The sequence below is a fragment of the Fulvivirga sediminis genome (genome assembly GCF_016757215.1).
Lineage (GTDB): Bacteria > Bacteroidota > Bacteroidia > Cytophagales > Cyclobacteriaceae > Fulvivirga > Fulvivirga sediminis.
In genome coordinates, this window is record NZ_JAESIY010000003.1 from 168,887 (window position 1) to 190,422 (window position 21,536).

General features: G+C 37.5%; 18 protein-coding genes. 11 read left to right on the forward strand and 7 right to left on the reverse strand.

The genetic code is table 11. The annotated features are described in order from the left end of the window. The first annotated feature begins 230 nt into the window (after nucleotides 1–230). Nucleotides 231–1,040: an energy transducer TonB gene (locus JL102_RS06580; RefSeq protein ID WP_237390449.1), complete on the forward strand. Its 810-nt coding sequence runs from the start codon at nucleotides 231–233 to the stop codon at nucleotides 1,038–1,040. 14 nt (nucleotides 1,041–1,054) lie between these two features. Continuing rightward, complete coding sequence (locus JL102_RS06585; protein WP_202243471.1) at nucleotides 1,055–1,615, forward strand: hypothetical protein; 561 nt, start codon at nucleotides 1,055–1,057, stop codon at nucleotides 1,613–1,615. A 14-nt stretch (nucleotides 1,616–1,629) separates the two neighbouring features. Here JL102_RS06585 and JL102_RS06590 read toward each other — a convergent pair whose 3' ends face one another. The 3 genes from JL102_RS06590 to JL102_RS23970 all read right to left on the reverse strand — a co-directional run bounded on the left by JL102_RS06590 (nucleotide 1,630) and on the right by JL102_RS23970 (nucleotide 4,673). Further along, a complete protein-coding gene (locus JL102_RS06590) occupies nucleotides 1,630–2,211 on the reverse strand; it encodes a YceI family protein (RefSeq protein ID WP_202243472.1) in 582 nt (193 codons plus the stop codon). 101 nt (nucleotides 2,212–2,312) lie between these two features. Continuing rightward, complete coding sequence (locus tag JL102_RS06595; protein ID WP_202243473.1) at nucleotides 2,313–3,386, reverse strand: response regulator; 1,074 nt, start codon at nucleotides 3,384–3,386, stop codon at nucleotides 2,313–2,315. A gap of 27 nt (nucleotides 3,387–3,413) precedes the next feature. Continuing rightward, entirely contained in the window at nucleotides 3,414–4,673 is a 1,260-nt protein-coding gene (locus tag JL102_RS23970) for a PAS domain-containing sensor histidine kinase (protein WP_202243474.1), read from the reverse strand. A 141-nt stretch (nucleotides 4,674–4,814) separates the two neighbouring features. On the opposite strand from JL102_RS23970, the gene JL102_RS06605 reads away from it, so the two are divergent. The 3 genes from JL102_RS06605 (at nucleotide 4,815) to JL102_RS06615 (ending at nucleotide 8,731) form a co-directional block, all read left to right on the forward strand. Further along, nucleotides 4,815–5,261: a universal stress protein gene (locus JL102_RS06605; RefSeq protein WP_202243475.1), complete on the forward strand. Its 447-nt coding sequence runs from the start codon at nucleotides 4,815–4,817 to the stop codon at nucleotides 5,259–5,261. 224 nt (nucleotides 5,262–5,485) lie between these two features. Beyond that, nucleotides 5,486–7,432 (forward strand): sialate O-acetylesterase, encoded by a 1,947-nt coding sequence (locus tag JL102_RS06610; protein WP_202243476.1) that lies wholly within the window; start codon nucleotides 5,486–5,488, stop codon nucleotides 7,430–7,432. 132 nt (nucleotides 7,433–7,564) lie between these two features. Beyond that, nucleotides 7,565–8,731, forward strand: coding sequence for an ATP-binding response regulator (locus tag JL102_RS06615; RefSeq protein WP_202243477.1), 1,167 nt, complete (start codon nucleotides 7,565–7,567; stop codon nucleotides 8,729–8,731). Here the strand turns inward: JL102_RS06615 and JL102_RS06620 are convergent. After that, nucleotides 8,724–9,143 carry a response regulator gene (locus tag JL102_RS06620; protein WP_202243478.1) on the reverse strand — a complete coding sequence of 140 codons (420 nt, stop codon included), beginning with the start codon at nucleotides 9,141–9,143 and terminating at the stop codon, nucleotides 8,724–8,726. The two genes, JL102_RS06615 and JL102_RS06620, sit on opposite strands and share 8 nt — an antisense overlap. Before the next feature lie 538 nt (nucleotides 9,144–9,681). Between JL102_RS06620 and JL102_RS06625 the strand changes: the two genes are divergently transcribed. From JL102_RS06625 to JL102_RS06645, 5 genes are all read left to right on the forward strand, one after another. After that, nucleotides 9,682–12,363 carry an AAA domain-containing protein gene (locus JL102_RS06625; protein WP_202243479.1) on the forward strand — a complete coding sequence of 894 codons (2,682 nt, stop codon included), beginning with the start codon at nucleotides 9,682–9,684 and terminating at the stop codon, nucleotides 12,361–12,363. Between the two features lie 44 nt (nucleotides 12,364–12,407). Further along, nucleotides 12,408–13,085, forward strand: coding sequence for a response regulator transcription factor (locus JL102_RS06630; RefSeq protein WP_202243480.1), 678 nt, complete (start codon nucleotides 12,408–12,410; stop codon nucleotides 13,083–13,085). Further along, complete coding sequence (locus JL102_RS06635) at nucleotides 13,082–14,344, forward strand: sensor histidine kinase (protein ID WP_202243481.1); 1,263 nt, start codon at nucleotides 13,082–13,084, stop codon at nucleotides 14,342–14,344. The genes JL102_RS06630 and JL102_RS06635 overlap by 4 nt, the downstream gene beginning before the upstream one ends. A 64-nt stretch (nucleotides 14,345–14,408) precedes the next feature. Continuing rightward, nucleotides 14,409–14,864: a PepSY-like domain-containing protein gene (locus JL102_RS06640; protein ID WP_202243482.1), complete on the forward strand. Its 456-nt coding sequence runs from the start codon at nucleotides 14,409–14,411 to the stop codon at nucleotides 14,862–14,864. Nucleotides 14,865–14,874: 10 nt separating this feature from the next. Then, complete coding sequence (locus tag JL102_RS06645) at nucleotides 14,875–15,723, forward strand: SdiA-regulated domain-containing protein (RefSeq protein WP_202243483.1); 849 nt, start codon at nucleotides 14,875–14,877, stop codon at nucleotides 15,721–15,723. 92 nt (nucleotides 15,724–15,815) lie between these two features. Here the strand turns inward: JL102_RS06645 and JL102_RS06650 are convergent, their stop codons facing one another. The 3 genes from JL102_RS06650 to JL102_RS06660 form a co-directional block, all read right to left on the reverse strand. Continuing rightward, a complete protein-coding gene (locus JL102_RS06650) occupies nucleotides 15,816–16,505 on the reverse strand; it encodes a potassium channel family protein (RefSeq protein ID WP_202243484.1) in 690 nt (229 codons plus the stop codon). A gap of 12 nt (nucleotides 16,506–16,517) precedes the next feature. Beyond that, nucleotides 16,518–18,335: a TrkH family potassium uptake protein gene (locus JL102_RS06655; RefSeq protein WP_237390451.1), complete on the reverse strand. Its 1,818-nt coding sequence runs from the start codon at nucleotides 18,333–18,335 to the stop codon at nucleotides 16,518–16,520. Nucleotides 18,336–18,490: 155 nt separating this feature from the next. Next, entirely contained in the window at nucleotides 18,491–19,030 is a 540-nt protein-coding gene (locus JL102_RS06660; protein WP_202243485.1) for a hypothetical protein, read from the reverse strand. A 254-nt stretch (nucleotides 19,031–19,284) separates the two neighbouring features. Here JL102_RS06660 and JL102_RS06665 point away from each other — a divergent pair, with 254 nt between their 5' ends. Further along, a complete protein-coding gene (locus tag JL102_RS06665; RefSeq protein ID WP_202243486.1) occupies nucleotides 19,285–21,534 on the forward strand; it encodes a TonB-dependent receptor in 2,250 nt (749 codons plus the stop codon). The last annotated feature ends 2 nt before the right edge of the window (nucleotides 21,535–21,536 follow it).

The window sequence follows — 21,536 nt, forward strand, 5'->3', positions numbered from 1 at the left end:
TTTGGTTTTGTTTTTAGGTGAAAAATGTAAGGGAGGCATTGTTTCTTCCCTTAATGTTGTATGCAAGATAATTTTTAAGACATAGGAACCTAATGATAAGGGTAGGTGTAATTCATGACTTTTATCACTTATTTCTGCTATGAAGGTCATAATTTATTCAACCTTAGGTCATGAATATCTTCAATAATAAAAGAGACCTTTAGGTATGATTTAAATAAAACATTACTACCATGTTACTCGCAGATAAAACCTATGCACAAACCATTGATAAGTATACAGAAGATACTTTAAATAAAGTAGAAGCCGATGCTCGTCAGGCTCAGATGATAGCCGATTTGATGGCTATTAAAAAAAGCAAAGACGCTAAAATGAAATCTCAGAGAATTTTATTTTTTAGTATTGGTTTATTGGTGAGTATGTCTTTCGTGGTAGGGCTTTTCGAATGGAAGTCTTATGACGAAGGTGATCAATTAGCTGTAGCCCATGTAGATGCGCCGGTAGATGAGCTCTTGGAGATACCTCCTACCGAGCAAGCACCTCCTCCTCCTCCAAAACAGGTCCTTCAGCAGCCGAATATAGTAGAGGTGCCTGTAGAGGAGGAAATAGAAGAGGATATAGATCTGGATTTTGATATAGACATTACCACTGAAGAGGCCATTGAACAAATAGACTATGATAATATGCAGCTTACTCAGCCCGAAGAAGAAGAGGTGGAAGAGATATTTACTATAGTAGAAACCAGACCTGAACCAAAAATGGGCATGAATGAGTTTATGAAGTTTCTGTACGAAAACATAAAATATCCTAAGGGGGCGTTAGCCGCTCAGGTACAGGGTAAAGTATTTGTGCAGTTCATAGTTAATTCAGATGGTGCTTTAAGCGATTTTGAAGTGCTCAAAGGAATAGGTAAAGGTTGCGACGAAGAGGCGGTAAGAGTGCTTAAATCTGCAGCCCCCTGGAGCCCAGGTAAACAGAGAGGTAAACCAGTAAAAGTGAAAATGGTGCTTCCCATCAATTTTGTATATAAAGAAAGAAATTAATAAACCCAGAAACCATGAAAGCGGCCAATAACATACTCAAACATTTAGAACACTTTGAAGAAGAGAAGGGATATTTTACTGGAGATAAGGTAAAAGATCAATATTTTAAAATGCATGCCAAGAATGTTGAAATTCATGAAGTGATTTTAAAAATAAGCACTATTGAAACGGAAGAACTTAGAGAAATAGTGCCTGATTTGAGGAAGCTATCATCCTTCATCGTGAGCTCTCAAATAGATCAAGATCTGCAAAGTGGTAATCCTCAATTAGTCAATAAGTTAATGTCATATTATGAAGGTAAAGAGAAAGTGGCTTTCATGACGTTCTGTAGTACTTATTGCTGCTGGCATAATAGAGATGATTACCCTGTGTTTAATATCGAAGCGATCAGGATTTTGGGTAAACATTTTAAAAGGAGCTTTTCTGAATACTTGGAAGATTATGCTCTTTTTCAAACAGATATGAAAGGCCTTAAAGAAAAGCTGGGCTTAGATTCTTTGAATTTTCAGGAGCTGGAAAAATTCTTCTGGCTTTTTTCTGAAGACCTGGAAGAAGCTAAGGTGCAATCAGCATGAAAAAGGTTAGTGTCTTATTTCATAACAACATTTAGTATAAGGTTAATGGAAATCATTTCATTAACCTTTACTATTCCCATCATAGCAGTAGGGGGGGCTATTCCAAAATCCGTCATGTTAAAGTCTGCATTTAAATAAATTCGATATTGGTCTTCAGATATTTGCTTCACTATATATTTAAGCAGATACTTATTGGCTTGTCCGGCTATACTAATCACTGATTCGGCTACAGGTTCACAATCTCCGGCTTTAAGCCCTGCCAGGGTTAATAATTCAAACTCTATTTTAGGGTATGTTTCGGCCTTCAGGGCATTTTTGAGGTCATGTGTCATTTTTGCATTTCCACAGTCGAACTTCTCAACGGCCAGATGAAAACCTGTCTTTTCAAATATTAGCTGGTCTTCTTCCTGATTGTAACAGACATTAAGCTGATTATTGGAGAAAGCATTTTCCATTACACATCTAAATGAATTAATATTGGATGTTCCGGAAAGTGAAAAATGACTCTCAGGTTGGATAGTTACCCGTTGTATGGTTTGAGCTTTGGCAAAAAAGGGAGCCAAAGCCAAACCAATAGCAAAGCTCATTATTTTCATGGTATTTCGAATTTAAGGCAACGTAAAAAAGGCCAATTAGGAGAAAATCTCAAATGACAACCATCAGTATTAGCTTTGATTACGATCAGATAATACGATCTCTACCTTGCGAAATGCCATTTTTGGATCTGAACTAGCTTATCAGGGTCTTTAATTACTATTTTGCCAGATCGGGTTTCTACTATGTCTTCATCTTTCAGGTCTGATATTACCCGAATTACTGATTCTGTGGCTGTGCCTACCATATTGGCCAGATCATCTCTGGATACTGATAGTTCAAAGTTAGCCTTCTGTTCAGGGTTAAACTTTTCACTAATGGTAAGCAATGCTTCTGCGGTACGTTGTCTAACGGAATTATATGCCAGATGAAGTAGCTTTTCTTCTTTCTCTGATACTTTATTAGAAAGCAACTCTATGAATTTTCTAGACACCTCTCTATTGCTGTATACCAGGTCGAAAAACTCTTCTTTAGGAATTTGTATCACTTCTGATTCTTCCATGGTTTCGGCGCTATCAGGGTGTTCTATGTTTTCTAGAAGGGCCTCATAACCGAAAAACTCGCCTGCCGTGTATATGCTGGTAATCAGCTCTTTACCGTCTTCGTTAGTACGGATGCTTTTTACCTTTCCGCTGGCTACAAAATATACGTAATTTGCATATTCGCCTTCGCGATAAATATCATGCTTTTTCTTGTAATAGCGAGGCTTTTTGTTTTCATGTAAATGACTGAGGTCATGAAAATCTTTGACGTCTTTGATAAACTGATTAAGACCATCAGCACTACTGTTATATTCTTTTTTAAGTGCTTCAGTTTTCTTGAGCCTTATCTGTATAGCGTCTAGTAGCTCGGTATCTTCAAAAGGCTTAGTAAGGTAGTCATCTGCCCCCAGGTTCATACCCTTTCTAATGTCCGTTTTTTCAGCCTTAGCGGTAAGAAAAATAAAGGGAATATTAGCCGTTTGCTCTTTTTTAGCTAGGATGTGTAACACACCGTAACCATCTAATTCCGGCATCATAATATCACAGATGATAAGGTCAGGATGTTGGTCTACAGCTATTTGAACGCCTTCTTTTCCATTGGCGGCTTCAAGCGGCTCATAGCCATCTAGCTCCAGAATCTCTGCAATGTTTTCTCTTATTTCATTATTGTCTTCAATAATCAGAATTTTTCTCATAGTTCCACGTTAGTCAGACTCTTTTAACTATACAATTTTCGGCAAATCTATCGAAAAAGTAGTACCCTCATTTAATTTACTAGTGAAAGTGATCTCTCCTTCGAGCATATCTACATATTTTTTTACAATATTTAACCCTAAGCCAGTACCCTGTATATTGGTGGCATTTTTTGCTCTGAAAAACCGTTCAAACATGTGTTTTTGTTCGCCTTCTGGTATACCTATACCCTGATCTTTTACTTTAATACTGAGCAGGTTAGGATCTTCTTTAAGGGTAATGGTTATTTCAGTGTTCGCCTCAGAGTATTTGATAGCATTGCTGAGCAGGTTTATGAGTATGTTCTTTATAATTTTTTCATCGGTATGAAAAACAATATCCTCATTATCAGCATTAATGGTTATTTTATGACCCTCCTTGCAGATGTCTTCCATGTCATCAATGATATCTTTAAGCACTTCATTTAGCTTAATATCTTCTTTTTCAACACCTACTTTTCCTTCTTCTAGTTTAGACAAAGACAAAAAGTCATTTAAAATATTGGTAAGATTGCTAATGGCCGATTTTATTTTGTTGACGTGCTTCTGTCTTTTTTCTTCGGTTCCAGATTCTTTATATCTTTCTATGAGCGATGCGGAAGAAAGCATGGTGCTAAGCGGAGTTCTAAATTCATGCGAAGCCATAGAAACAAAACGAGATTTGAGTTCATTAAGCTCTCGCTCTCGGCTTAGTGCCAGCCTGGTATCATCTTCTGCCTTCTTTCTTATACGTACCTGATCTTCCAGGTCAGCATTTACTCTTTCCAGCTGTCTGATGGTATTGTCCAGGTCCTGTGTTCTTTTCGTTACCCTCTTTTCCAGTTCTGCGGCATATACAATCAGTTGTTCTTCACTTTTTTTAAGTGCTTCTTCTATTTTTTTTCTTTCAGAAATATCAATCACAAAGGCGAGAGTATGGTATACATCCTCTATCTGCGCCATGTTAAGACTGATTTCAACAGGAAATTCAGAGCCATCTTTCCTTCTTCCAGAAAGATCTCTACCACGGCCCATTTGGCGGGGCGATGGATGAGCTTCATAAGCTTTCCTATCTTTTACATGAGTATGTCTTACACCCGGAGGAACTAATAATTCCACAGACAAACCGATTAATTCGTTCTCCTCATACCCAAATAATTTATGAGAAGCTCTATTGGCCATCACTATTGTTCCTTCTTTGTTTACCACAAAGATACCCTCTTCGCAGGCTTCGAAAACGGCTTTGTAGGGGTCTGGGTGTTCGTTTTTCACTGCTTAGTTAAGTTTAGAAGTTTAGTCAATTGACCCAAAAGTATGATAAAAATCAGTAAACCGCTTGATTCACATGGGTAATAACGCCCAAAAAACAATTTTACTTTAGTGAAAAAATTATATGAATGAATAGCCAGAGCTATGTTTAAAAGAATAATATACCCGACTGATTTCTCGGAGTCATCGATAAGGTGTCTTTCTGTGGCATTAGACATTGCTATAGCTCATGGAGGTGAGTTAATTATACTACATGCTTATCGATTGATTACTGGTAGTGCCCAAGAGAGTATAAAGAGTAAAATTCAGTTTAAAAGAGAGCAGGAGGCCGCAGCGAATATTAAATTTGAACGATTAAAGTCGTTTATGCCTGAAATAGAACAGGTGAATAATACCTTTCTGGCTGAAGTAGGATTCGTAAAAGAAAGGCTATTTTCAGCTATTGATACGTTTGATGTAGATCTAGTGGTTCTTTGTGAGGATATTCAAAAGAAGCTGCAGGAAAAGTGGGACTTGAATGAAGATAATGATTTTAACAAATTCAAATGTCCTGTTATGTTTATTCCTAGCTCCAAAGTACTTGTGAAGTGATGATGCTAGTAGGTCATAAAACCTGATTATATGATTTAAATTATCTCTGTTTGGGAGATGAATATTTCATTATATAAACCTATACCAAAAACATTTAATGATACCGGGCTATAATTCGTAGCCCGGTATTTTGATTTATTTTAGTTTTAGTATAGTTTCAAGGACTCAATTAATTATAACCTTTCAAGAGATGAAAGGGTCGAGAAACCATGATTATAAAGACTATGAATACTAAACAAACAAAACTCAGTCTGCTACTTATCTTATTTATGATGAGCACTTTAATAGCGGAAGCCAGGGTCAAATTACCTCGGGTGCTGGCTGACCATATGGTTATTCAAAGAAATCAGCCTGTCACCATCTGGGGATGGGCTGATAAAGGAGAAAATGTAACGGTAGAGTTTAATGGAGAAAAAGCTAGTACTAAAGCGGGAAAAAATGGTGAGTGGAAGGTGGAGCTTCCTGCTATGACTCACGGCGGCCCTTATACGCTTACTGTAAAAGGTAAAGATGAGCCTATTGTTGTTAATGACATTTTGATAGGTGATGTCTGGATCTGTAGTGGGCAATCTAACATGGAGATGCCAATAGATGGTTGGGGTACTGTTGATAATGCAGCCACGGAAATAAAAAATGCTAATTATCCTAATATACGTTTGCTTACAGTAGAGCAAGATAGAAGCTTTTCTCCCAAAAATAATATTAAGAAGGGTGAATGGAAGGTTTGTACACCTGAGAATATTCCTTCTTTTTCTGCAGCAGGTTATTTCTTTGGAAGAAAAATCAATAAAGAATTAGATGTGCCTGTAGGCCTTATTAGTACTAACTGGGGAGGAACTTACGTACAAGCCTGGACCAGCTGGGATACTATGAGTAAAGATCCTGAGTATAAAGACCTTGATCCTGCTGAGTTTGAAAAGAGGCTTAAGAAGTGGGAAGAAAACAGAGTAGCTTATTTAAAAGCGATTGAAGATGAGCCAGGAATAAAAGAAAAATGGTATGCTCCTGAAACCAATACCAAAGGATGGGATGAGATAAAAATGCCGCGTACCTATGAGCATTCTGTAATAGGCAATGTAGATGGTATAGTATGGTATCGTTATGATTTTGATATAAATGGAGACCCTACCAACCAGAAGGCCATTTTGAGCCTGGGAGCTATTGATGATTATGACAAAACCTATGTGAATGGAAGGTTAGTGGGAGACCAGGGCGGATGGAATACGCCAAGGTTCTATGAGTTGCCTAAAGGCTTATTGAAAAAAGGGAAAAACACCATTGTTATAAGAATGTACGATACAGGTGGTGGCGGAGGTACTACTGCTTCTCCTGAGGAGTTTTACCTTTCTTTAGATGGTAAAAAATTAAGTTTAGTGGGAGATTGGCAATACAGGGCTACCGTAACTACTGCCATGTATGATGTAAAAGACTCAGGGCCTAATTCGTTTCCTTCTCAACTTTATAATGCTATGATAGCACCTCTGCTTAATCTAAACATTAAAGGAGCTATTTGGTACCAAGGTGAGGCAAATACTTATGAAGCCTATCATTACCGTACTATGTTTCCTGCCATGATACGCAATTGGAGAGAAAAATGGGGTAATGATTTTCCTTTTATCTGGGCACAGCTAGCTAATTATATGGCTGCTAAGCCTAAACCTACGGATAGTGAATGGGCAGAGCTAAGAGAAGCTCAACATATGGCATTATCATTACCCAAAACAGGAGAGGCAGTTTTAATAGATGTAGGCTTGGCTGATGATATTCACCCTACAAACAAACAAGATGTAGGTCTGAGGTTAGCCCTGGCTGCATTATCGGTAGCGTATAATAAAGAAATAGTATATTCCGGGCCTACTTATGAGTCTATGGAAATAAAGGGAAATGAGGTTGCTTTGAAGTTTACGAATACAGGCAGCGGCCTTACAACTAAAGATAAATATGGCTACGTAAGAGGTTTTGCCATAGCTGGTGCTGATAAGCAGTTTCACTGGGCCAAAGCCAGGATAGAAGGAGACAAGGTGATCCTATATAGCCCCGAAGTATCAGAGCCGAAGGCGGTAAGGTATGCCTGGGCGGATAATCCAGATGATGCTAATTTATATAATGAAGAAGGCTTGCCGGCATCACCATTTAGAACGGATAGTTGGAAAGGACTTACAGAACATTAATTTCAAATACTATTAGAATTAAATAAAATATGTAAATAAATATAATTATATAAGAGGTTCTTATTGTATTATAACAAGATGTTGATTATTTTGATCTAGAAAATTTCAATAGTTTCTTGCTAAATAGATACAATGGGAAAAAATTTACTGAAAATACTAGTTGTTGAAGACTCCCTAGACGATTTTAATTTAATCGAAAGGGAGCTTCAAAAAGAAGAGTTGGGAGGTAATATAAAAAGAGTAATTACTAAAGGTGAGTATATTCAGGCAATTAAGGAATTTCATCCTTGTCTTATTGTCTGTGATCATTCTTTACCTCAGTTTACAGGGATTGATGCCTTAGAAATATGTAGAAATATGGGGACTAAGGTGCCTTTTATACTGATTTCAGGGGCAGTGTCAGAGGAGTATGCCGTGAGTTGTTTCAAAAAGGGTATAGATGATTATATTCTAAAGAATAGCCTATTTCGCTTACCCGTATCCATTAAAAATATTCTTAAGAAGTATGAGAATATAAGGCAGAAAAAGGAATACCAAAAATCACTTGTGCGACAGAATGAGCATCTAAAAAAAATAAATAGCGAGCTTGATAATCTGGTATATAGCGTATCTCATAAACTGAGAGGGCCACTAGCAACCATTGGAGGTATTATTAATGTAGCACAGCACGAAGTGGAAGAGGCTAATTCTAAGGGCGATTTAGAATTGTATTTTAACCTCATTAAAGACAGGCTAAGTCTCATGGACAGAACCATCAAACAAATCCTCGAATATTCTAGAAATTCTAGAACCGAAATAGAGATAGAAGAGGTAAGTATATCACAGTTAGTAGGAGAAGTATGGACCAGTATTTCTTATTTACCTTTATGGAATCGGGTGAAACTAGAGATGAACATTGACCCTGAGCTTTCATGGAGGGGCGACAAGCATCGTTTTATGGTTATCATTAATAATCTTTTGGTCAATGCAGTGAAATTTGCTGATCATAAAAAGGCAATGAACCGCGTGAAAATAGAGGCTTTAGAGGATGAAAGTCGGCTGAAGGTATTTATTGAAGATAATGGAATAGGCATACCAGAAGAAAATATATCTAAAATATATGACATGTTTTACCGTGCTTCTGAGCAGGGAGAAGGGGCTGGCTTAGGTCTTTATGTAGTGAAAGAAGCGGTTAAAAAACTAGAAGGTAGTATTAAAATACAAAGTGAGTACAGAGATGGAACCAAAGTAACTTTGAACTTACCTATTCATTACAAAACGATTAATCCCACTGAGGCGGTTTTTGAAATTATCAGGTAATCAGAAATGGTAGCTCTTTTTGTTTCGATAAAAGAGTTTCTAGAATAACACTGAAACTTTTGAGGTCAACAGGCTTCAAAAAAAAGTGAGATGCGCCTAATGATTGAAGTTCATGGGCATTTCTAGGCTCAGCAGAGCTATAGATTATACATACTGATGATTCCATGCCAGGGAAAGAACGTATTACCTGTAGGCAATCTCTTCCGGATAAGAAGGGCATATTATGATCTATGAAAATAAACTCAGGTGGAGGTGTGTTGGATTTCTCTAGGAAAGAAAAAGCCTCTTTTCCACTATTAACCCCATAAACTCTTACATCCAACTCAGGCGATACTTTCTCCAAAGCGAAAGAAAATAAGTCATGTTCATCCTGGTCGTCATCTATCAACAACAGACTTAAAACGTTTTGCATATCCTTTCTGATATTTTTCCCTAGTTTATGAAAGTACCCCTTTTTGAGGACAAGTGGAACTCTAAAATGTTCAAATAAACACAAGATGTTACATGGATTATAATTGCGTTAAATTGACATATTGTTATGATTCTAATCTCGTCTATCCAATCAATATTCCACTTGTTTTGGTTTAATTAATGAATAATGCTCTTCAAAAGGTTATAGTTGATTTTTTGGAGATCAATTTTAAGTATGAATAGCTTTTATGCTTACATACAAAGCTCATTTGGAAACAATAGGAATAGTATAGATCTGAAAATGAAATTAATAGCGGATTTGTTTATTTTATACTGTTAATAGCTCTCTGACTATGAGTGTGGAAGAACCACAAGTTTTAAGTTGAACTAGTCCTTCTTTTAATAGAGGATTCTTACTTTTGAGCATGGTTTCTAGTCAATTGTCAAAAGCAATTCATTATTTTTTTGATTGTTACAGGTCAGATAATCGCGAGCTTTCCATTTTTGATTTTTTAAATAATAAGGTAGAAAATCGCTTAGTGATTGAGCGGAGAGAAGAGCTATTAACGGGAGATGCTCCTATCATTCCACTTGAAGATGAAGTCGCAGCAAACATTCGCAAAAAGCTTGAAGTTTACCAAAAAGAAAAGGAGTTGCTATATGCAGCTTTCTTCGTTTGTGGGTATTATACTAATTCTAATGGCGAACAAAAAAGATTATGCTCTCCTTTAGTTTATTATAGTGCTGAAATAGAGCAGCGAGAAGACTTTTTTTATTTGTCTGTAAAGCCAGATTCTCGTAAAATAAATTATCCATTAGTAAATTTGCTTACAGAAACAGGAGCTAATGACCAGCTTTACGATCACTTGCATGATCGCCTGCCACACGACCTGATACCTTTTGACAAGATAGCAGGCATTATAGAGCTTTGTAATACTTTTTTTCATCAGGTAGATGCGCAGCTCCTTTATGGTTATCCTGATAACCTTTCTCTCACGGAGGTGAAAAAGGTCATTTCAGGATTAAAAAGAAGCAAGAAGGGTGATTTAAAGTTAGTACCTGCCAGTATGCTGGGGGTGGTGCCTAAATCTAGCAATACCAGGGGAGTGCTTAATGAGTTGAAAGAAATGATTACTAGTCAAGAGTATTCTATTCCTCTTCAACATATGCTTGATGAAAATCCAGTCATTTCTTCAGCTTCTCATAATTATTCTAAGGGCAGAATTCCGGTAATCCTTAGTGAGGCCCAGCAAGTGATATTAAAGTCTGGAGCAGAGCATCCCATGACTATGATTGTAGGGCCTCCTGGCACGGGTAAAAGCTATACCATCGGAGCCTTGGCCGTTGAACATATGAGCAGAGGAGAGTCTGTACTTATAGCCTCTAGAACGGATGAGGCGGTAGATGTCATTATTTCTAAGGTAGCAGGTCAGTTAGGTATAGATAGATGTGTGATACGAGGAGGAAGGAAGCGGAGGTATCTCACCCCTCTTATGAGGTTTTTGAAGACACTGCTTACTCGTGCTAATAAGCTTAAATACCTGATGGATGAGTTTGGTATGACAGGCAGAATGGATGAAATACAGTTATCTGAGCGTATTAAAGAGCTTGAAGAAGAGCTGCGGTTGTTGGATGATAACACAAGAGTACTTGAAGATCACTTTATTCTAGAGGTAGAAAATGAAATGCGTTGGGGAGATTATCTCAGCAAAAAGAGAGAGGGACTATGGCACTGGCTTAAAACAGAATATCTTGATCTTAGAAATAAATATCAAACACCAGTATGGGCACTTAGTGAGAAGCTAGGTAAAGCTGATGCGCAGAAAATAGATCAGACCCTGGAGCTGATAAAACTGAAATATGTATATCAGATTTTACAAGTAGTAAAACATAATTGGAATGAAATAAAAGTCTTTAGGGAAGGACTGGGCCTGGCCAGCGATACTGAAACGCTCAAGCTATTTTCTACTATAGATTTTAATGCTATCCTTAAAGCTTTTCCTATTTGGGCAGTAAAAATGGCGGATGTAAAAGATGTTTTGCCATTCAAAAAAGAAATGTTTGATGTAGTCATTATCGATGAAGCTACACAGTGTGATATTGCCAGCTGTCTTCCGTTAATGCAAAGAGCGAAAAGAGTGGTTTTTGCAGGAGATCCGAGCCAGCTGAGGCATGTCTCTTTTCTTTCAACGGAACTTCAAAATATTTTTAGAGAAAAGCATGGTTTGGGTGATATCAATCCTGAGCACCTCAACTATAGAGGTAAGAGTATACTAGATTTGGTAATGAGCAAGCTGCAGTCAGGCGAGCAGATAGCTATGCTCGACGAGCATTTTCGTAGTGTAGAACCTATCATAGAGTTTAGTAACCAGCACTTTTATGATAATAATCTCCATATCATGACTAGTCGCCCTGATCACCAGCCAGATAGTCTGGTGGTGGAGTTTTGCAAAGGCAAGAGAGAGAAGCGCGGATATAATGAAAAAGAGGCTAAACTTATAATTGAAAGAGTAAGAAAGCTGATTGATGATGAGGTAAGTCTGGAAGCCGGTATTGCTACTTCCATAGGTATATTATCTCCATTCAGAGGTCAGGTAGATTACCTCGGAGATCTCTTAGTAGAGGCATTTAGCATTGGTGAAATAGAAAAGCATCAACTAAGGGTGGGTACAGCTTATAGTTTTCAGGGAGAGGAAAGGGATATTATGCATTTGTCTTTTACGGTAGATAAGAATACCCATCATTCCGCCTTTATTCACCTCAATAAAGAAGATGTATTCAATGTGTCTATTACCAGAGCAAGGCAAAGGCAATATTTGTATCTATCTATAGAACCAGAAGAACTTAAAAAAGAATCATTATTTAGTCAGTATATTCAGTCTATAAATGAAAAAAGACTAAGAGAGAAGACTGAAAAGATAGAGCAGCACGATCGCTTTCTTGAGGAAGTTTCAGAAGCATTAGCACAAGAAGGTATTGAAGAAATGTGGCCGAACTATCAGGTGGCCGGTATGAGTATGGATTTGTTGTTAAAAAAAGATAATAAATACATAGGTATTGATCTGATAGGATATCCGGGTGAGTATGAAGCTGCTTATGGTGTGGAGCGCTACAGGATTCTTCATAGGGCAGGCATTCAGGTTTTTCCATTGCCTTATTCTGATTGGCATTTCGAAAGGCAAGAAACCCTTAAGGTACTATTTGGTTTTATATTAAAATAGCGGCAAAGGTTAGTATTGGCAAATAATTATAGAAGAATATTACTATGAAAGTATTAGTGGTGGAAGACGAGCCAGATATGCTGGAGAGCATTACCGAGTCTTTGAGGCAGGAGGAGTACACGGTAGAAAATGCTTCTGATATGAGCAGTGCTTTAGTTAAAATAGGTGCTTATGACTACGACTGCATTCTTTTGGATATCACCCTTCCAGATGGTAATGGACTTAACTTGTTGGAACATCTAAAAAAAGAAGGCAAGGGAGAGGGCGTAATTATCGTTTCTGCTAAAAATGCTATTGAGGACAAGATACATGGGTTGGATTTGGGAGCTGATGATTATTTGCCAAAACCTTTTCATATGGCTGAGCTACATGCCAGAGTAAAATCAGTACTTAGAAGAAGAAGGTTTGAAGGTAATAAAGCATTGAATTTTAAAGGATTGTGTATCCATCCTGAAGAACATACGGTTGATTATAATGGTGAGCAGATAGAGCTGAACCGAAAGGAGTTCGATATATTATTGTACCTGGCTATGAATGACAAAAGGTTAGTGTCCAAAATGGCCATAGCAGAACACGTTTGGGGAGATCATATGGATGAAGCGGATGATTATGAGTTTGTATATTCACAAATTAAAAATCTAAGAAAAAAGCTCAAATTACACCATGCTCCTGTTGCTATCAAGGCTATATATGGGGTAGGCTATAAGCTCGACGTATTATGAAATTACTTAATTATACTACCAAATATCTGGCGGGAGTATTTTTTTTGATACTGATAGTGTGGGCCGGTTTGCTATATTATGCCTTGTTAGATGAAATTTATGATAGCATGGATGATGGGTTGGAAAATCAGAAGTTGCTAGTGTTAGAAAAAGCCTCCAATGATAAGTCTGTGTTAGGTCAGAATGAATTTGAAGATGGTTATTATACGATCAAACCTATAGTAGATCCAGGAGATAGAGCCTATCGGGATATATATTCAGATACTACTATGTTCATGCAAAATGAGCAAGATTTTGAGCCAGTGAGGCTGCTTACTACTGTGTTTAAGAGAGATGGTAAATGGTATGAGCTGAGGTTGATTACCTCCATGGTAGAGGAAGATGATTTGATTGAAGATTTGGCTTTTGGCCTGCTGTGGCTCTATGTCGGAGTATTAGCCACTATTCTCATTCTTAATAATCTTTTATTAAAGAAAATATGGAAGCCTTTCTATAATCTCATAAAACAACTTTCTGGCTTTAGGCTAGACAAGCCCGAGCAGATAAAAGGAGATTCTAAAATTGAAGAATTCAATGCCCTATATGAGTCGGTGAACACTATGCTTAATGCTAATATAGAGGCTTATGCCGCCCAAAAGCAATTTATAGAAAATGCCTCTCATGAACTGCAAACACCCATGGGCATTATTCGCAGTAGATTGGAGCTTTTGCTTCAAAAAGGTGACCTTAGTGATAGCCAGCTTAAGGAATGGAAAGTAATTATGGATAATGTTAACCGTATGGGAAGGCTAAACCGATCGCTGCTCTTGTTGGCCAAAATTGAAAATCGTCAATTTGAAGAGGCTCAAAAGATAACAGTTAATCAAACAATAGATGATATTCTACTCAATCTGCAAGCATTGTTTGAGCATAAAGAAATAGAGGTTGACAAAATTTATGCTAATGAAGTTGTAGTACATGCTAATGCCGAGCTGGTTTATACGCTGTTTAATAATCTTATCAAAAATGCAATAAACCACAGTGATAAGGAGGGGCACGTGAAAGTGATGATCTCGGGTAATATTGTTACTATAGAGAATTCAGGAGAAGCACCTTTACCAGTTACTGAAATATTTAAGAGATTCTATAAATCTAATGCGGCCAGTCAATCTACAGGGCTGGGCCTATCTATAGTAAAAGCCATAGCAGACCGATATCATTATGAAATTAATTACCGATTTGCCAATCGGCATATTTTTGAAATTGTTTTGATCAAATAGTTATTCCCAATTCTTTCCGGTTTCTCATTTTATAATTGTGGCAGAAACAATTAATAATGAAACTATGAAGAATTTAATGATGATGTTACTTGCCTCTATGGCAATGGTGTTTATGTCTTGTGATAGCGATGATGGTGACGATGTGAAACCGCAAGAGGTACCAGAGGAAGTAAAAACCACCTTTAATAATGAGTTTCCTAAAGCAGCTAAAGTAGAATGGGAGGCTTTAGCAAGTATTTATGAGGTAGAATTTGAGATCGATGCGGTTGATTATGAGGCTCAACTATCTAGTGATGGAATATTGATCCGCTATAAGTATGAGATCACAGTGAATCAACTTCCCGAGCAAGTAGGTAGAGCTATTAACGAAAGTTATCCAGATAAAATTATAGATGACCTTGATGTACTCGTGCAAGGTGGGGCTAACTATTACATGGTAGACTTTGAAAATTCTACACCTGACCATTTTGTTTTTGATGAAGCCGGTAAGGAAACGGATAGTGTAGAGTATTGGGATTAATATAATAGCTATGCGGAAACCGGTATTGGTTTTTTGCTCTAGTGTGATATTGGTGGCAGTATTTTTATGGATGAAGTATATGCCTACCATAGCACAGAGTAAGCCTGAAAAGATAAAGGTGGAGCAGGAGTGGTTGCTTCCTGAAGAATTAGATGAGATTTCTGGATTGGCCTGGGTAAATGAGCGTACCCTCGCTGCTATCCAGGATGAAGATGGTATACTGTATACTTTTGATACAAAATCAGGAGAAGTGAAAAATAGAATCAAATTTGGAGGGAAGGGAGATTATGAAGGTTTAGCTTGTGATGACAACATAGCCTATGTGGTAAAGAGTGATGGCACTATTTATCAAATCACTGATTGGCAAAATGAGCGCCATAAAACTACAACCATTTCTACCTTTTTGAATGAAGATCACAATGTAGAAGGGATATCTTTTTCTGAAGATAAGCAACGCCTGTTTCTGGTAGTAAAAGACGAGGATCCTAATGGAGATGAATACAAAGGGGTTTATGCTTTTGATATTCAAAAAGGCGAATTATTGCCTCAGCCTGTAGTAAAGCTTTATTTTAACGATCAAGTTTTTGCGGGAGATCATGACGAGGGTAAGTCTAAAGTTTTTAATCCCTCTGGTATTGATATTCATCCTATCACGGGAGAGCTCTATATTGTGGATGGCAGAAAGGCGAAGCTAATAATACTGAATAAGGATGGATCTATTAAAAAGTTAGTGAGACTTAATCAAGATCAGTTTAAGCAAGCAGAAGGAATTGCTTTCAGTGCTGATGGAAAAAGTATATTCATTAGTAATGAAGGTAAAAAAGGAACGGCTAATGTTTTCATGCTGAGAAACCTTTAGTCTGTATTGTAAATTAAAAAGGGAATAAAAAAACACTCGGTCTTGTATAGGCCGAGTGTTTCCTTATTTGTTTTTTGCTTTAGACATTGGTATTAGTCTCCAGATTCAAAGGCTCTTTTGATATCTTTATTACTACCAAATACCACTAAGATATCATCTTTATTGAGCATTGTCTCTGGTGACACCACGCCCAATGCCTGTTTTTTATAGGTTTCATGACCTAGCATATTCTTTTTCTTCACCTTTCTTATAATAGTGATTACGTTAAGATTGTACTCGCTACGGAAATCGCTTTCCAAGATGGTCTTGCCTACATAACGCTCAGGAATTTCAATTTCCAGAATATTATAATCAGGAGAAAGCTCAAAAGAGTCTATAACATCTTTTAATTGTAGCCTTTTAGCCAGCCTGGTGGCAGATTCGCTTTCCGGACTTACAATCTCATGCACGCCAATAGCGTCTATTACAGTACGGTGAAGGTCTGAAATAGCTCGGCCTATAATCTTTTTGGCTCCTAACTCTTTCAGCGTGGCCGTGGCTAGCACGGAGGCTCCAAAATCTTCTCCAATACAAACTATTACAGCTTCGCACTCTTTTAGAGGCAAAGTTTCCATGGCTGTTTTATCTCCAGAATCCATACGCATAGTGTGAGAAATGCTATCCTTAAAAGCATTTACTCTATCCATGTCTTTATCTATCCCGATTACTTCAAACCCCATCTCTGTAAGTGCTACAGATAAGGTTGATCCGAAATTTCCTAATCCTATAACAATGTAGTTCATAATTAAATGCTATTAAGTAATAAATACACTTTCGTGCGGATATTGATAAGTATGTGTTTTAGCCTTCCTTATCAAAGCAACAAGTATGGTTAAGGTACCTACGCGGCCTATAAACATGGTTACTATAATTACTATCTTGCTGAACATGTGTAAGTCATGAGTAATGCCCAGGCTTAAGCCCACTGTGCTAAAAGCCGAGAAGCATTCAAAAGCTACTGCTATCAGTGGCATTTCAGGGTTATAAAGTGTAACCAGAAATACCGATAATCCTATTACTAAGAAAGACATAATGATTACAGAAAAGGCCTTTCTTACAGATTCATTGGTTATTTCTCTTCTAAATAACTCTACTCTTGGCCTATGCTTCGCTATACTCAATGTGTTCAATACAGCTACCGCAAAAGTGGTGGTTTTTAATCCTCCTCCGGTAGATCCTGGAGATGCCCCAATCCACATGAGTATCAGGTAAACTAATATGGTAGGCATGGCTAATTGAGTCATATCTACGGTGTTAAAACCTGCGGTACGAGGAGTTACTGAGCCGAAAATAGATACTATTATTTTTTCATACCACGATAATCCCGCTAGAGTATTGTGTTGCTCAGACCACAGATAAGCAGCAAATCCTACTACTAGTAACGCTGTGGTGGTGACTAAAACTATTTTGGTGTGTACCGTTAAATGCCTGCCCTTATGTCGATATTTACTCTCTCCACACCAGTCATAAAACCTTTGAGAAAAGGTATACTTAAAGCTATTGTATACATCAAATATCACAGGAAATCCTATTCCTCCTAATATAATAAGTGCTGAAATGATTAGGTGTAGTGAATAAACTTGTCTTACTACAGGGTCGTATAATCCTTGAGCAAGAGTAGAAAATCCGGCATTACAAAAGGCAGATATTGAATGGAAAACAGAAAACCACACCGCTTCTCCGGGCTCTGACATTTGCTCATTAATGGTTAGAAATATAAGTATAGCTCCCAAAAGCTCTAAGAAGAGAGTAAAACCAATGATTTTTAGGGTAGTCCCTACAATTTTACTCATCCGCTTTTCATTAATAAAATCTTGGATGAAAAGGGTGTTTTCTATGCTAGAATTTCGCTTAAAGAAAAAGCCAAAGAAGCTGGTAAAGGTCATTATACCTAATCCGCCCACTTGAATGAGTATAAGTATTATTACCTGACCAAAGTGAGTAAAGTCTTTAGATGTATCTAGCACAGCAAGGCCGGTTACACATACTGCGCTGGTAGATGTGAAAAGGGCGTCTATGAGAGAAATGCCATTATTGGTAGCCTTAGGCAGCATAAGCAGCAAAGTGCCTATCAAAATCAGTAATAAGAAACTACCTGTAAAAAGTACTGCTGGGTTAAGATCAAGCTTTTGAAACTGCAATGAGCGCTTGGAAAATTCGATAATAAAAAGCACTATAACATGAAACCTGATAATAGAAAGGTCTGATGCGATGCCTCCAATGATCAGCTTACTTTCCTCTCCTTCAGGCACTAACCAGTGAAAGAAAAGAATAATCACCAATATGGCGAATAAAAAATATTCAGAAAATAGTATCTTTTTTGTCGACTTACCGTACAGAAAAGTAGTTATTACCCTTACAGACAAGGTGGCAATAAAACTGAAGATACAGATTAAGTAATAGAATTGGATACTGTCAGTAGCCCATTCTGGTAGCTTAAAGCCTGCTTCTACTATCACACTAATAAAAGCGATGAGGCTAATAAAAAACAGTCCCTTGTCAAGCATCCAAGCCAAGCATCTGGAAAATATGCCCGTAGGCTTATCAATGTCGATGTTGTTAAACAACTTCAATGTATAGAGTTTCTAAATTGCGGGCGCAAATATCGAAAGATTTGGCGCATGGTACAAGGGATGTTCAATTAATTATAAATTCAGACATAGTGGATAATAAAAAAAGAGACTGTTTGTTGATGCAGTCTCTTTTTCAGGGTGATAACTATATTATGTTAGAGCTTAATAGTAGCGAATTTGCCAGAAACAGTTCCGGTAAGTTTTTTTCCATTACTTAAAGTAAGATTATAAACAAGAGTGTAGTTGTCACCACCGCCAGTTACTACAATAGTGCCCCCTGTGGCCGAATAGGTGTTATCGTCTTCGTTAATTTTACCGTTTCCATCACTGTCTATAGTAATAGATGCAGAGTAGAAGTAAAAATCATCAGCTTCAGGATCATCAAAAAAAGACATGTATGTGAAGGTGCCTGTCTGAAAAGATGTTCCTGGCGAATATAATTCAGAGTAAACTGTTACGGTGCCCGTTACTGTCTCATCGGCGATATTTGCTGTGCCATCGTGTGCTGTGAAGTCAATATTGTAATGCCCGTCTTCAGCGCCGTAATCAAACATGAATCCATTAGTCAGGCTGTAATCTTTGCCGTCGTAGGTTACGGTGCCATTGGCTGTTGCGGTATCTCCGTCATCATCGGAGCCACAGGAGAAGAGTAGGGGCAATAAAACTACATAGCTAAAAAATAATACCTTTTTCATAATTCGTTTTTGTTTAGTGGTATGTTTTAAAATTATTAAAAAGGGTAATTGGGTTGATTATTAATAAGTTAGTTAAAATTAGATGGTTTTTAAACTAAGAAAGCCTGGATAATCATATTGCTATTACTTATGTGATAAAATAAGTTAAAATCAATGATGGCTATTAAATTATCATGTTCAATAATTATGAATTATAATTTAGATAAACCTAAAAAATAAATTAATTTTATTTAAAAATAATTTAAGCCTATTATATGAAGTGGTATATTTTATGTTTTTCAACGCTAATTGGATTTAGTGGATTTTCTCAAAAGTCGGTTATCAATGGGCAGGTTCAATCTGATGGCAAAGGGGTGGCTTTTGCTAATGTATATATACAGTCAATAGCTCAAGGTACCGCTGCGGATGCCTCAGGTAATTTTACTTTGCGAAATATTCCTTTTGGAGAGTACAATCTTCGCGTATCCAGTATAGGCTATGAAACTTACATTATGAATTTGCAAGTGAGTAGTGCCGAAGTAGTGTTAATGATAGAGTTAAAAGAGGATAAGGCAACGCTTGATGAGGTAGTAGTCACAGGCACAATGAAAGAGGTAAGCAGGTCAGAGAGTCCGGTGCCTGTTGAGATCATTACGCCGCAACTTTTTAAGAAAAATCCTACTCCAAACTTATTTGAAGCCATAGGCATGATTAATGGCGTGCGACCTCAGCTGAACTGTAATGTGTGTAATACCGGAGATATTCATATCAATGGTATGGAAGGACCTTATACCATGATGCTGATTGATGGTATGCCAATAGTAAGTGCTTTATCTACGGTATATGGACTTAGCGGTATTCCTAACAGTATGGTAGAAAGGGTCGAGATAGTGAAAGGGCCGGCTTCATCATTATATGGCTCTGAAGCTATGGGAGGCATTGTAAATGTAATTACCAAAGAGGTGGATAAGGCTCCTTTACTGAGTACCGATTTAATGGGCACCAGCTGGCAGGAACTGAATTTAGATTTGGCCCTGAAGCAAACAATTGGTAAAACTCAGGGGCTGTTAGGCATTAACTATTTTCATTATCAAAATCCTATCGATAATAATGATGACAATTTTACAGATATGACATTGCAAAAGCGGCTGTCAGTGTTTAATAAATGGAATTTTAAAAGAAATGCGCAAAAGGAGGCTACTGTGGCTCTTCGCTATGTGTATGAGGATAGGTGGGGTGGTGAGATGCATTGGGATAAAGCCTGGCGAGGTAGCGATAAGGTGTATGGGGAGAGCATTTATACCAAAAGGATTGAGCTAATAAGTAAATATCAATGGCCTTTGAAGGAGAAAGTTTATACCCAACTTTCTTATAATTGGCATAATCAGGATTCTTGGTACGGAAATACGCCTTACGAGGCTAAGCAGCAAGTGGCATTTTTGCAGACCTTTTGGGATAAATCTCTCTCAGATCAGCATAGCTTATTATTAGGAGCATCATTTAGATATACTTATTATGATGATAATACGCCTGCTACTGCTAGCGCTGATGGCTTAGATAATGATCCGTCAAACACTCCGCTTCCAGGTCTTTTCATTCAGGATGAATGGAGGCTTTCTGATCACCATAAGCTGCTTGTAGGGTACAGATATGACTATGATCAGGTGCATGGCAGTATTAATTCACCCCGGTTGGCCTATAAGTTCTCTCATAATAAAAGGCATATTTTAAGAACGAGCTTTGGTACTGGTTTTAGGGTGGTTAATTTATTTACTGAAGATCATGCTGCTCTTACCGGAGCAAGAGAAGTAGTAATAACTGAAGCACTTAGTCCAGAGAGATCAATTAATGGTAATATCAATTATGAAATAAAATTTCCAGCTGATAGCTGGTATCTTGGTTTGGATGTGACTGGCTTTTACTCCTATTTCACTAATAAGATTGTCGGTGATTTTGATTCTGATCCCAATAAGATTATTTATGATAATTTGGATGGCCATGCTATATCCAGAGGAGTGTCTTTAAATATGGACTTTTCTTTTAATGTGCCTTTTAAGTTAATGGCAGGGGTGTCTTTCATGGATGTCTACCAGGTGGAGGAAGATGATAATGGTACCGAAAGTAAAATTCAACAGCTGCATGCACCGAAGTGGTCAGGTACTTTTACAGGTACTTATACTTTTCCTTCTTATTGGGAGCTTGATCTTACTGGTCAGTGGAATGGCCCCATGAGGTTGCCTATTTTACCTCATGATTACAGGCCGGAGTATTCACCCTGGTTTGCAGTGGTAAATATACAGTTAACAAAAAAGGTGTCTCAGAAGCTCGAGCTATACGGTGGATTGAAGAACATTTTCAATTTTGTTCCTAAAGACCCTATTATGCGGCCATTTGATCCTTTTGATAGACAAGCGGATGACCCCATCAATAATCCTAATGGCTATACCTTTGACCCATCCTATAACTATGCTTCTATGCAAGGTATTAGAGGTTTTTTAGGGGTAAGATATCGTGTTTTAGATTGACA